Origin of the sequence: Zavarzinia sp. CC-PAN008 (genome assembly GCF_051903925.1) — a bacterium.
Lineage (GTDB): Bacteria > Pseudomonadota > Alphaproteobacteria > Zavarziniales > Zavarziniaceae.
This window is the reverse complement of record NZ_CP173678.1, coordinates 1,430,854-1,443,358: the sequence shown is the minus strand read 5'-3', so window position 1 is coordinate 1,443,358 and position 12,505 is coordinate 1,430,854. Positions and strand designations below refer to the sequence as shown.

Sequence of the window (12,505 nt, the reverse complement as noted above, 5' to 3'; positions counted from 1 at the left end):
CGCTCAGGCCTCCCGTTCCAGGGGCACGTCCATGGCGCGGCCGCTGTCGGGCGTGGGATCGACCCGCTCGGCGATGCGCGACAGGCGCGACAGCGACAGGATCATGACGCCGACCACGGTCAGGAAGACGCCCAGGTCGAAGATCATGGCGGAGGCGAGCTCGAACTCGCCCACCACGGGCAGGTGGACATAGCCGAACGTGCTGGTCAGGAACGGCTGGCCGAAGACCCACGGACCGATGCCGGCCAGGCCCGCGATGCCGACGCCCGCGCCGATCAGGGCCTGCGCGTCCATGCGCTGGCGTTCCGCTGCCCAGTCATAGCCGGACGCGATGTACTGCATGATGAAGGCGATCGCCACGATCAGGCCGGCGATGAAGCCGCCGCCCGGCTGGTTGTGACCGCGCAGGAAGATATAGGCGCCAACCACCAGCGCCAGGGGCAGCAGGACCCGCGCCGTGACCACAAGGACCAGCGGATGCGTGTCGCGCGCCTCCTCCGCCGGCAACTGGGCACGGACGCGGCGCAGCGCCGCCCCCTTCAGGCTGATGTCCAGCAGGGCAAAGATGGCGACCGCGGCAATGCCCAGGACGATGATTTCGGCAAAGGTGTCATAGCCGCGGAAGTCGACCAGGATCACGTTGACGACGTTGGTGCCGCCGCCGCCCGGCTTGGAATTGGCCAGGTAATAGTCGGCGATGGTCGTGCCGTCGCGCGTCATCACGCTGTACAGCAGGCCGGCCACGCCCAGGCCAGCGGCCCCGGCCAGCACGCCATCGCCCCAGCGCGCCGGCGTCGTGTCGGCGACCGGCGTGCGCTTGGGCAGCAGGTTCAGCGCCAGCAGCATCAGGATCGTGGTGACCACGTCGACCGAGATCTGCGTGAGCGCCAGGTCGGGGGCGGAGAACTGCAGGAAGACCAGGGCCACGACCACGCCCACCACGCTGGTCAGGATCAGCGCCAGCAGCCGGTCGCCATGGCGCACGACGACAGCGGCGCTGACGCCCACCAACGCGATCCAGGCGACCACGGCCGGGCCGCTGACCGGCAGCGTGGCGCGCGTGCCGGGTGCGCCCGTGCTCGTCCACACGCCATAGGCGCCGACCGCCACCAGGACGGCGACGATCACGCGGAGATAGCGCGCCAGGCAGCCGTCATGGACCCAGGCGACGGCGCGGTACGAGGCGCGGGCCGATAGCCCGACCACGCCTTCGAACAGGGCGCGCGCCTCCGGACGGGGCAGGGCCAGGCGCAGCGCATTGGCCGGGCGATGGGCCAGGAACAGGGCGGCGCCCCCGGCAAAGGCGATGCCGCTCATCACCAGGGCCGGCGTCACGCCATGCCACAGCGCCAAGTGGTACGCCGGCAGCGGGCCGCCCACGATGGCCCCCGCCACCAGTGCGACCAGTGCACCCGCGACCGCGTCCGGGGCCAGGCCAATCGCGACGACCGGGACCAGAAGGACGGCGACGGGCAGCCACAGGCCGGCCGGCGGGTCGTGCGGCGCGTGCGGATAGTCGCGCCGGCGCGGCCCCAGGAAGGTGCCCACCGCAAAGCGCAGGGAATAGGCGACGGACAGCAGCGCGCCCACGGTCGCCGCCATCGGGAACAGCCATGCGGCCCCCGGATAGGCGGTATGGGCTGCCTCCTCCAGCATCATCTCCTTGGACAGGAAGCCGTTCAGCAGCGGCACGCCCGCCATCGACGCCGCGGCCAGCATGGCCAGCGACGCGGTCAGCGGCATCAGTCGGGCAAGGCCGCCCAGCCGGCGGATGTCGCGGGTTCCAGCCTCGTGGTCGACGATGCCGGCGCTCATGAACAGGGCGGCCTTGAACGTGGCGTGGTTCAGGATGTGGAAGGCGGCCGCCACCGCCGCCATCGGCGTGCCCATGCCCAGGAGCATCGTGACCAGGCCCAGGTGACTGACGGTGGAGAAGGCGAGCATGCCCTTCAGGTCGTCCTTGAACAGGGCGATCCAGGCGCCGATCACCATGGTGGCCAGGCCCACGGGTGCCACGATCAGGAACCATGTCTCAGTCCCCGCCAGGGCCGGCCACAGCCGCGCCAGCAGGAAGATGCCGGCCTTCACCATGGTCGCGGAATGCAGGTAGGCCGAAACCGGCGTCGGCGCCGCCATGGCGTGCGGCAGCCAGAAATGGAAGGGGAACTGCGCCGACTTGGTGAACGCGCCCAGCAGGATCAGCACCAGCGCCGGCGTGTAGAGGGGCGAGGCCTGGATGACCTCGGCCCGCTCCAGGATCTCGGAAATCTCATAGGATCCGGCGATCGAGCCCAGCAGCAGCAGGCCGCCGATCAGGGCAAGGCCCCCGCCACCGGTGACGACCAGCGCCATGCGGGCACCCCGCCGGGCATCGGCCTGGCCCCGCCAATAGCCGATCAGCAGGAACGAGGTCAGGCTGGTCAGTTCCCAGAACACCAGCAGCAGGACCACGTTGTCCGACAGGGCAACGCCCAGCATCGCCCCCTGGAACAGCAGCAGATAGGCGTAGAACCGACCCATGGGATCGTCGCGGTTCAGGTAGAACCGGGCATAGACGATGACCAGCAGGCCGATCACCAGGATCAGCCCGGCAAAGAACAGGCTGAGGCCATCCAGCCGGAACGAGAAGCTGAGCCCGGCCTGGGGCAGCCACGGCACCACCACGCGGTCGACCCCGCCGGCCAGGACGGCGGGCGCGCGCGACAGCAGCAGGCCCAGCGCCGCCAGGCTGACAAAGGCGGTCGCATTGGCGCACACATCGCGGCCGGAGCGGATCAGCAGCGGCGGAAGGACGGCACCCAGGATCGGCAGAAGGGCGACAAGCCACAGGGTCATGGGCGACTGACGCGCATGCACAGGAACTCCTGCGCGGCGGCCCGACCAGCGCTTGTCCTGCCTCCGCCGCCCTGGCGGGACACCCTGGTACCCTGATAGCCGGATGACGCGGTGCTTGTCACGCGGCTTTGCTGCGCGCCGGCGCCGGGATTGCCGCGCCATGGTGTGGCGGGCACACTGACCGGCATCGCCAATCCGCCCGGCCCGCCGTGCCCAAGTCCCCCGCCAAGAGCCTGCCCATCGTGCCCCGGCTGGAGGAGTATGCCCGGGCCCCGGACGTGCGCATGGACGGCGTGCGCTTCGACCTGGTGCAGCTTGCGCCGCCGTTCCATGTCGACGTGATCGATACCTCAGCCTCGCTATTCTACTACGTGCGGTCGGGCGAGGCATGGTTCGGCGGACAGCCGGCGAGCGCGGCGCCGCGCCACCTGCCCCCCGGCACCGCCATGGCGATGGAACGCGGCGTGCGCCATTCCTGGAGCAGCGCGCCGCAGCGGCCCTTCGCCGTCCCCGATGGCGAGATGCCGCGGGTCCCCTTCGGCACGCCCTGCCCCGCCGGCGCGGTCGAGTTGATCATGGGACGGATCGAACGACACACCGCGGCATTGATGGGGGGCAACGATGCCTTTGTCTTCATCCCCCCCGACCTTGCCCCGTTCGATCGCCTGTTCCGGGCGATCTCGACCCTGCTGGAGGCGGAACTGACCACCAGCCAGTTCGATCGCGACGCGGTCGAGCGGCGGGTGGCGGAGATCATCGTGATCCAGCTCCTGCGCTTCGAGCTGGCGAGCCTGCGCGACGGACTGGACCAGGGCGCCTTCAGCGTGCTGCGGGACGAGCGCATCCTGCGCGCGGTCAGCGCCGCGCATGACGACCTCAGCCGCGGCTGGACCGTGCAGCGCCTGGCCGATATTGCCGGTCTCAGCCGCACCGCATTCGCAGTGCGATTTGCCGCCGTGCTGGGCGTGCCGCCGCTGCAATACCTGAACCGGATGCGCATGCAACGCAGCCTGACGCTGCTCAATGGCGGGCGGCGCACCCTGCTCGACGTCGCGCAGGCCGTGGGCTACCGCTCGGAGGCCGCCTTCATCCGCGCCTTCAGCCGCCATTTCGGGACCTCTCCCGGCCGCTGGCGCCAGGCCCATCTTTAGCGCCAGGCGGGACGCCGGCGCCCGCCTCGCCGAACGGGGAGTTGTTTTCCCGGCGACTTGGCTGTAGATATCGCCCTGCATCAAGAGTTGGGGTGACGCCCAACGCCAACCTGCCGATCCGGGCAAGGTGGTGCTTCCCCGAAGGGAAGGATGTGGCCGCTCCGGCAACCAAACGGACCACGCCACAGCGTCACCCCACGAAACTATGCGTTTTGAAGGGCCGACGCGACCATGCCGATCAAGATTCCTGACGACCTGCCCGCCCGCCGCACGCTGGAGACCGAAGGCGTGATGGTCATGCGCGAGACGGACGCCGTACGCCAGGACATCCGCCCCTTGCGCATCGGCCTGCTGAACCTGATGCCCAACAAGATCAGCACCGAGACGCAGATCGCGCGCCTGATCGGGGCGACGCCGCTGCAGGTCGAGCTCAGCCTGCTGCGCATCAGCAACCATGTCTCGCGCAACACCCCGGCCGACCACATGGCCTCGTTCTACCGGCCCTGGGACGAGGTGCGGGGCGAACGCTTCGACGGCTTCATCATCACGGGCGCCCCCGTCGAGCGCCTGCCGTTCGAGGACGTGACCTATTGGGACGAGCTGCGGCGCATCCTGGACTGGACCCAGACCCATGTGCACCGCTCGTTCAACATCTGCTGGGCGGCCCAGGCCGCGGCCTGGCATTTCCATGGCATCCCCAAGCACGAGTTGCAGACGAAGGCGTTCGGCATCTTTCGCCATCGCAACCTGGTGCCCAGCTCGCCCTACCTGCGCGGCTTCTCGGATGACTTCGTGATCCCGGTCTCGCGCTGGACCGAGGTGCGGCGCGCCGACCTGCCCGCCGATTCAGGCATCGTCGTCCTGGCCGAGAGCGAGGAAGCGGGCCTGTGCCTGCTCGACGACACCTGTCACCGCTCGCTGCACATGTTCAACCATGTCGAGTACGACACGACCTCACTCGCGGACGAATACTTCCGCGACGTGTCGGCCGGCACGCCGATCCAGCTGCCCGGCAACTACTTCCCCGGCGACGACCCGCGGCGTGCGCCGGTCAACGTCTGGCGCGGCCACGCCCACCTGCTGTTCGGCAACTGGATCAACGAGATCTATCAGACCACGCCCTACGAGATCGCGGGCATCGGCAGCACCTCGCAGGCGGCCTGACGATCCCGCCGGCGGCGGCCCCTGTCAGGGGGTGCTGCCGCCGTTGGCGACGATCAGCTGGCCAGTGATCCAGCGCGCATCGTGGCTTGCCAGGAAGGCCACGACGTCGGCAATGTCCTCAGGCTGGCCCAGGCGACCAAGGCTGGTCTGCTGCCGGCTCTGTTCCTTGCGCTCGATCGGCATGGCGGCCGTCATGTCCGTTTCGATCACGCCCGGCAGGACGACGTTCACGGTGATCCCGCGTGGTCCAAGTTCCTTGGAAAGGGACCGGGTGAACTGTTCGACTGCTGCCTTGGACCCGGCATAGGCCGCGGCCTGGGGCGCCCAGTTCCGCGTCAGGCCGGTTGAGAAGTTGATGATCCGGCCGTTCGGGGCAAGGACCCCGGCCGCTTCCTTCAGGCTGAAGAACACGCCTTTGGTCACGGCAAACAGCCCGTCATAGGCCTGTTCGGTCGTGGCCGCGAAGGGCCCACCCACGCCGACGCCAGCATTGTTCACCAGGATGTCCAACGGCCCCATGCCGTCGATGACCGCCTGGAACACGGGTGGAATCGTCTCGATCCGCATCAGGTCGCAGGGCAGTGCCATGCCACGCTTGCCCAGTGCCTGTACCTCGGCCACCACGGACCGCGCCGCTTCGGCATTGCGGGCATAGGTAATGGCGACATCGGCACCATCCCGCGCCAGGCGAAGCGCGATGGCCCGTCCGATGCCGCGTGAGCCACCAATGACCAGGGCGACCTTGGCTGCCAGCCGATCGGACATCCTCACGCCCCCTTCACGCGAGCAAGGTCCAGGGCCACGTCCAGGATCATGTCCTCCTGCCCGCCGACCATGCGCCTGCGGCCGAGTTCGAGCAGGATGGTGCGGACGTCCAGGCCATGCGCCGCCGCCGCCTTCTCCGCATGGCGCAGGAAGCTGGAATAGACGCCGGCATAACCCAGGCTCAGGGTCTCCCGGTCGACCCGCACCGGCCGGTCCTGCAGGGGCCGTACCAGGTCCTCGGCCGCGTCCATCAGGGCGAAAAGGTCGGTGCCATGCTCCCAGCCATAGGCGTCGGCCGCCGCGATGAACACCTCCAGCGGAGCATTGCCCGCCCCTGCCCCCATCCCGGCGAGCGACGCGTCCACCCGGATGGCGCCGGCCTGCACCGCTGCGATGGAGTTGGCGACGCCCAGGCTCAGGTTGTGGTGGGCATGGATGCCGCGCTGCGTGTCCGGCTTCAGCACGCGGTCATAAGCCTCAAGCCGTTCCCGCACCCCATCCATGGTCAGCGCGCCGCCCGAGTCCGTGACGTAGACGCACTGCGCGCCATAGGATTCCATCAGCTTCGCCTGTGCCGCCAGGGCCTCGGGCGGGCTCATATGGCTCATCATCAGGAAGCCTGAGACGTCCATGCCGAGATCGCGGGCCGCGGCGATGTGCTGCCTGGCGACGTCGGCTTCCGTGCAGTGGGTGGCGATGCGGACAGAGCGGACGCCCAGGCCATGCGCGCGTTTCAGATCGTGCACCGTGCCGATGCCGGGCAGCAGCAGCGTGGTCAGCACCGAATGCTGCAGCACCTCTGCCACCGCGGCGATCCAGTCCCAGTCGGTATGGGCGCCGAAGCCGTAGTTGAAGGACGAGCCGGACAGCCCGTCGCCATGCGCCACCTCGATCGCGTCGACCCTTGCCGCATCCAGGGCGCGCGCGATGGCGCGGACGTGGTCCAGCGAGTAGCGGTGGCGGATGGCATGCATGCCGTCGCGCAGGGTGACGTCCTGGATGTAGAGCTTTGTCGCGGGAGTCATGCCGCCACCCTCCGGGCGACCAGCCGCTCCGCCGTGCGCAGGGCGGCCGAGGTCATGATGTCCAGGTTGCCGGCATAGGCGGGGAGGTAGTGGGCGGCCCCCTCCACCTCCAGGAACACGGTGACCTTCAGCCCGGTCTGGGGGCCGTCCATGTCGGGGATGTGCAGGGGATCGTTATGGCCGATCCGCTCCACCTGCACGGCCTGCTTCAGGCGGTAGCCGGGGACATAGGCCTGGACCTCCGCCACCTTGGCCTCGACCGCCGCGATGACGGCGGCGGGGTCGGTGTCGGCGCAGAGGCAATAGACGGTATCGCGCATGATCAGCGGCGGCTCCGCCGGGTTCAGGACGATGATCGCCTTGCCGCGGGCGGCGCCGCCGACTTCGACGATCGCGCGGGAGGTCGTTTCGGTGAACTCGTCGATATTGGCGCGCGTGCCGGGGCCTGCCGACTTCGAGGCGATGGAGGCCACGATCTCGGCATAGGCGACGGGGGCAACGCTGGCGACTGCCGCGACGATGGGAATGGTCGCTTGGCCCCCGCAGGTCACCATGTTGAGGTTGGGGGCGCCCAGGTGCGCGTCCAGGTTCACGGATGGCACGACATAGGGGCCAAGGGCCGCGGGCGTCAGGTCGATCACCTGCTTTCCCGCCGCCCGCAGCGCCGCGTCGTGGCGGGCATGGGCGGCGGCCGAGGTCGCATCGAAGACGATGCCGATCTGGTCGAAGCCGGGCATGGCGAGCAGGCCCTCCAGCCCCTGGTCGGTCACCGGCACGCCCAGGCGGCGGGCGCGGGCCAGGCCATCGGACTGCGGGTCGATGCCGACAAAGGCGCCCATTTCCAGGTGCTGCGACAGGCGCATCACCTTGATCATCAGGTCGGTGCCGATATTGCCCGTGCCGATGATCGCAACCCGTGTCCGGCTCATGGCCCGAACGTCAGGCTGAGCGGGGCAAAGCCCTGGATCTCGACATGGACGCGGTCGCCAGCCACGACATTGGTCATGGGCCCCAGCGCGCCAGACAGGACGATGTCGCCCGGCTGCAGCGGCCGGCCGGCCTGCGCCATGGTCCGCGCCAGCCACAGCGTTGCGTTCAGCGGATGGCCCAGGCAGGCGGCCCCCACGCCGGTCGACACCGTCTCTCCATTCCTGGCCATGACCATGCCGCACAGGCGCAGGTCGACGTCCGTGATGCGCCGCGGCCCTGTGCCCAGGACGAAGCCGGCGCCAGAGGCATTGTCGGCGACCGTGTCGGCCAGCGTGATCTTCCAGTCGGCGATGGCGCTGTCCACGACCTCGACCGCCGCCACGCAATAGGCGATGGCCCGCATCACGTCCGCCAGGCTGGCCTGCGGATCGTCCAGCGCCCGGTCCATGACGAAGGCGATCTCGGCTTCCGCCTTTGGCTGGATCATGCGCCCCGCCGGGATCGCCTCCCCCTCGGCAAAGGCCCAGTCGGCCCACAGCATGCCGTAGTCGGGCTGGTCCACGCCCAGCTGGACCTGCACCGCCTTGGAGGTCAGGCCGATCTTGCGCCCCACGATACGCCGGCCCTCCGCCAGCCAGCGGGCGGTGTTGTGCTCCTGCACCGCATAGGCCGTGGCGACGTCGGTCAGGCCCATGCTGGGCCCCAGGGGTGCGATCGCCATGCGATCGCGACGGGCCTGGGCCAGGGCATCAGCGGCACGCGCGACCAGGGCGCTGTCGAGGCCGCTCATTCCCCGGCTCCGGGCGCGCCAACCAGCCGTTCGTGGCCCCAGGTGCTGGTCGCCGTGTGGCGGCCGGGGACCCAGGTGGCGTCGTCGATCTCGCGTCCGCCAAAGCCGAACTCCACTTCGAAGCCGGACGGCGTCACCAGATAGAACGAGACCATCTCGTCGTTCGTGTGCTTGCCCAGGCCGTTGGCGAAGGGCGTGCCAGCCTTGCGGGCGCGGTCCATCGCCCGGCCCACGTCGTCGAAATCGGCGGCCTGGAGCATGAAATGGTGCAGGCGCTTCGGAGCCGGCATCGGCGCCAGGGCGACCGTGTGATGCCTGGGGTTGCAGTGCAGGAACACCAGCCGCAGCGAAATGCCGGGCACCGGCGCGAAGTCGATGACGTCGGACAGGCGGAACCCCAGCAGGTCCTCGAAGAAGCGGCGCGCCTGGGCGATGTCGGGCGTCGCCAGGACGACATGGCCAAATCCCTGGCCGTCCGTCACGAAGCCGCGCACCCCTTGCGGCGAGACGAAGGGCCGTTCGCCCGCCTGGGTCCCGCCCCAGTAGAACTCGACCGGAATGCCGGCGGGCCCGATGCAGCGCGACAGGGCGATCACGCCCCGCTTCGCCGCCAGGTCGTCATCCGCCTCGACCGTGTAACCGGCCGAGACCAGGCGCGCGGCCAGTTCCTTCAGTGCCGCCGGTCCTTCCACCTCGAAGCCGAGATAGGCAAGGTCGTCAGCACCCGTCGGCTCGACCGCGATGCGCCACGCGCGATCGTCGACGCGCAGGCGCAAGCCCCCGTCCTCCGCCTCCTCCACGGCAACACCCAGGACGCCCTCGGCAAAGCCACGCCAGGCCGCCACATCCTTCACGCTGAACCCGGCATAGCCGAGCGCCCTGACACTCATGGTCGTCTCCTTCGAGGACGTGTTCTCTTGTCCAAATTTTATCCGCTCATCCCCGCGCAGGCGGGGATCCAGGGCAACATGGACCTGCGCTTGCGGCCCCTGGATCCCCGCCTGCGCGGGGATGAGAGGTGAGGTTTGATGCCCCCTAGAACAGCACGCTCATGTTGGTGGCGCGGATCAGGGTCTGGTCCAGGAAGATGTGGCGGCGGGCGATCTGGAAGCTGCCCTGGTGGCGGCGCAGCGTGTCGTCGCGGCGGCCGAACCAGGCGCTCGATTCCGTCTCCAGCCGCGAGCGGTAGAGGTGGAAGCAGGATTCGACCTGCACCTCGTCCCCCGCCACCTCCAGGACCCGCACGTTGCTGATCAGGTGGCGGGTGCGCGACGGCGGCTCCTCCGCCCAGTTGGAGCCGGCCTCCATCTTGCGCAGCCGCCCCTCCAGATAGACGTAGTCCTCGTCATAGAGGGCGACGTCGCCCAGCGCCGTGAACTCGCGGTCCAGGTTGTCGCTGGTGACGGTGCGCCGGATCGGCATCCAGTAGTGGATGTCGGGCGCCACCAGCGCGAACCAGTCGCGGAACCGCCGCGCATCCAGCAGGGCCGCCTCGTGATAGAGGAACTGCTCGACCTCGTACTGCAGCGCCATGCGCGCCAGCAGGTCGCCATGCACCCCTTGCGGGGCATCCTTCAGCGCCGTGGCCTGCATCACACGACCCCCCTGGGAGGCTGGGAATGGGTGGCGATCAGTTCGGGCCAGCTGCGCGCGCGCATCCACTCGCTCCAGGCGCGATAGGTCCAACGCTGGCCGTGCTCGCTGATCGGCGATTCGATGAAGGTCTGGCCGTCCTCGTGCTGGGTCGTGTCCTTGCCCAGGCCCATCTGCACGTTGTGGGGCAGGCGGCTGCTGGCAAAGCCGCGGGCGGCGCGGGTCGACTGGCTCCAGTTCTCGCCGTCGTCCTGTTCCAGGATGCCGGCCGGGCCGAAGACGCGGCTGACGAAGCGCACGGCCTGGCGCCGTTCCTCCTTGGGCATGCCCTTGGGCATCATGGTGAACCACCACAATTCGGTCTGGTTGGGGCCGCGGGGCAGGCGCAGGCACATGATCTGGCCGCCGATGGCGATCCACAGGTTGGGGAAGATGCTGGGATGGCCCATGGAGCGGAAGCCCGCCTGGCCCAGCAGCTCGGTCGCGGATTCGGGCCGCGCCGCCTGGATGTTGGGGCCGATATAGTCCAGGAACGCGGCGCGTCCCGCCTCGTCCCCTGAGCGGTAGCCCGCCAGGACATCGCGCGGGATGACGGGGCCGCCAATGCCGTGGCCATAGGCCCCCAGCATGACCATCTGGTCGGCCGGATGCAGCGCCTTGGCCAGGTCCAGCAGGCCCGTCGCCTGGGACGCGCCATGGCTGTACATGACGTGGTACCAGTCGTAAAGGTTGTCGACCGCGATCTTCCAGTTGCAGTCGATGACGTTGCGCTGGATGCCGTCCACCACCTCGAACGGACCATGGGAGGCGCACATGCCAAGGCCGGCGCGCCCCACCTCGCCCAGGAAGTCATGGAGCGGCGGGGCTTCGGGGTCGAGGGTGGCGAAGTAGAAGCCGAGATAGGATTCGACCTTGGCCGCGTGGGCCAGGCCCCAGTCGCCCTTGTCCACCCCATCGCGGTAATAGGCGCGCTGGCCGGGCAGGCCGACCAGGCGACCGTCCAGCGCATAGTTCCAGCCGTGATAGCTGCACACGAAGGACTTGGTATTGCCCTGCTCGGCCCGGCACAGGGCATTGCCCCGGTGCCGGCAGGTGTTGAGCATGACGTTGACCTTGCCCGTTTCGTCGCGAACGACGATCACCTGATCTTCGCCGATATAGTTGATGAAGTAGTCGCCGACATTGGGGATCTGCGTCTCGTGGCACATGAAGTTCCAGCCACGGGCGAAGATCCGCTCCATTTCCAGCTTGTAGATCGCCTCGTCCGCATAGATGCGGCGGTCGATCAGGCCGCGTTCGGCGTCGAACAGCTGGCCCAGGGCCGCGTCATCCCACTGCGCCGGCCCTTGCGTGGTCAGTCCCATGCCTGCCTCCCTGGTGGTTGGGCTGTGCGTTCAGCCGAAGAAGCCGGTGACGGTGGCGTTGAACTCGTCGGCATGCTCCCACTGGGCCCAGTGGCCGCACTGGGGCATGACCAGAAGGCGGGCGCGGGGGATCTGCTTCAGCAGGACGAAGGCGCTGTCGAGGGGCAGGACGCGGTCCTCCCGCCCCCAGATCATCAGCGTCTCGTGCGGGAGGCGGGCCAGGCCTGCGTCGCGCCACACCTCCTCCAGCACCATGCCGGGGGTGAAGCGCATGGGGGGATTGGCGACGATGCGCGGGTCGAGCGAGGCCTTGAGCCGCTTCTCCAGCAGCTCGTCGGTCAATTGGCTGGGGTCGTAGACGAACTGCTGGGCAAAGGCGCGCAGCCGGTCGATCGAGGGGCCGGTGCCTTCGTAATAGCCCAGGATCGCCTTGATCCCCTCCGTCGGCCAGGGCGTGAACAGCGGCAGGCTGCCGCCCGTGCCCATCAGGACCATGCGGCCGACCTTCTCCGGCCGGGTCAAGGCCAGCTTCAGTGAGATCACGCCGCCCAGCGAATTGCCGATGAAGTGCGCCTTCTCGATCCCCAGGGCATCCAGGAACTGGCCCATCTTCTCGGCCCACCAGCCGGGAATGGGCACGCCCGCCGGCTTCATGTCCGACTTGCCGAAGCCGGGCAGGTCGACGCAGATCGCGCGATAGGACTTGGACAGTGGGCCCATGTTGCGGCTGAAGTTCGCCCAGCCGGAGGCGCCGGGCCCGCTGCCATGGATCAGGACGAGGGGGGTGCCCTCCCCCACCTCGTTATAGTGGATGCGGATGCCGTCGACGGTGACGAAGCGGCTGGACGAGGTTTCGAGGTCGGTTGCTGCGTTCATTGCGTTTCCCCT

11 protein-coding genes and 1 riboswitch are annotated in these 12,505 nt (G+C 69.0%); of the genes, 2 read left to right on the top strand and 9 right to left on the bottom strand.

The genetic code is table 11. The features are described 5' to 3' along the window. Positions 1-3 precede the first annotated feature (3 nt). A complete protein-coding gene (locus ACI6GS_RS06825; RefSeq protein WP_439817032.1) occupies positions 4-2,835 on the bottom strand; it encodes a monovalent cation/H+ antiporter subunit A in 2,832 nt (943 codons plus the stop codon). A 209-nt stretch (positions 2,836-3,044) separates the two neighbouring features. On the opposite strand from ACI6GS_RS06825, the gene ACI6GS_RS06820 reads away from it, so the two are divergent. Both ACI6GS_RS06820 and metA read left to right on the top strand, forming a co-directional pair. After that, complete coding sequence (locus ACI6GS_RS06820; RefSeq protein WP_439817031.1) at positions 3,045-3,986, top strand: AraC family transcriptional regulator; 942 nt, start codon at positions 3,045-3,047, stop codon at positions 3,984-3,986. Between the two features lie 72 nt (positions 3,987-4,058). Then, positions 4,059-4,168: riboswitch (SAM-I-IV-variant riboswitch) on the top strand. Between the two features lie 49 nt (positions 4,169-4,217). Beyond that, positions 4,218-5,150, top strand: a complete 933-nt coding sequence (metA, locus tag ACI6GS_RS06815) for a homoserine O-acetyltransferase MetA (protein ID WP_439817030.1) — start codon at positions 4,218-4,220, stop codon at positions 5,148-5,150. 24 nt (positions 5,151-5,174) lie between these two features. On the opposite strand, the gene ACI6GS_RS06810 is transcribed toward metA, so the two are convergent. From ACI6GS_RS06810 to ACI6GS_RS06775, 8 genes are all read right to left on the bottom strand, one after another. Beyond that, the gene (locus ACI6GS_RS06810) at positions 5,175-5,915 is read right to left on the bottom strand and encodes an SDR family oxidoreductase (RefSeq protein ID WP_439817029.1); all 741 of its coding nucleotides are present in this window, start codon (positions 5,913-5,915) and stop codon (positions 5,175-5,177) included. A 2-nt stretch (positions 5,916-5,917) separates the two neighbouring features. Then, positions 5,918-6,940 (bottom strand): 4-hydroxy-2-oxovalerate aldolase, encoded by a 1,023-nt coding sequence (gene dmpG / locus ACI6GS_RS06805; protein ID WP_439817028.1) that lies wholly within the window; start codon positions 6,938-6,940, stop codon positions 5,918-5,920. After that, complete coding sequence (locus ACI6GS_RS06800; protein ID WP_439817027.1) at positions 6,937-7,869, bottom strand: acetaldehyde dehydrogenase (acetylating); 933 nt, start codon at positions 7,867-7,869, stop codon at positions 6,937-6,939. The genes dmpG and ACI6GS_RS06800 overlap by 4 nt, the downstream gene beginning before the upstream one ends. Beyond that, positions 7,866-8,660, bottom strand: coding sequence for a 2-keto-4-pentenoate hydratase (locus tag ACI6GS_RS06795; protein ID WP_439817026.1), 795 nt, complete (start codon positions 8,658-8,660; stop codon positions 7,866-7,868). Before ACI6GS_RS06795 ends, ACI6GS_RS06800 begins: the two co-directional genes overlap by 4 nt. Continuing rightward, positions 8,657-9,550, bottom strand: a complete 894-nt coding sequence (locus tag ACI6GS_RS06790) for a VOC family protein (protein WP_439817025.1) — start codon at positions 9,548-9,550, stop codon at positions 8,657-8,659. The genes ACI6GS_RS06795 and ACI6GS_RS06790 overlap by 4 nt, the downstream gene beginning before the upstream one ends. A gap of 145 nt (positions 9,551-9,695) precedes the next feature. Beyond that, complete coding sequence (locus ACI6GS_RS06785) at positions 9,696-10,253, bottom strand: aromatic-ring-hydroxylating dioxygenase subunit beta (protein WP_439817024.1); 558 nt, start codon at positions 10,251-10,253, stop codon at positions 9,696-9,698. Then, entirely contained in the window at positions 10,253-11,617 is a 1,365-nt protein-coding gene (locus ACI6GS_RS06780) for an aromatic ring-hydroxylating oxygenase subunit alpha (RefSeq protein ID WP_439817023.1), read from the bottom strand. Before ACI6GS_RS06780 ends, ACI6GS_RS06785 begins: the two co-directional genes overlap by 1 nt. A 30-nt stretch (positions 11,618-11,647) precedes the next feature. Next, positions 11,648-12,493: an alpha/beta fold hydrolase gene (locus ACI6GS_RS06775; RefSeq protein ID WP_439817022.1), complete on the bottom strand. Its 846-nt coding sequence runs from the start codon at positions 12,491-12,493 to the stop codon at positions 11,648-11,650. Positions 12,494-12,505: the final 12 nt, after the last annotated feature.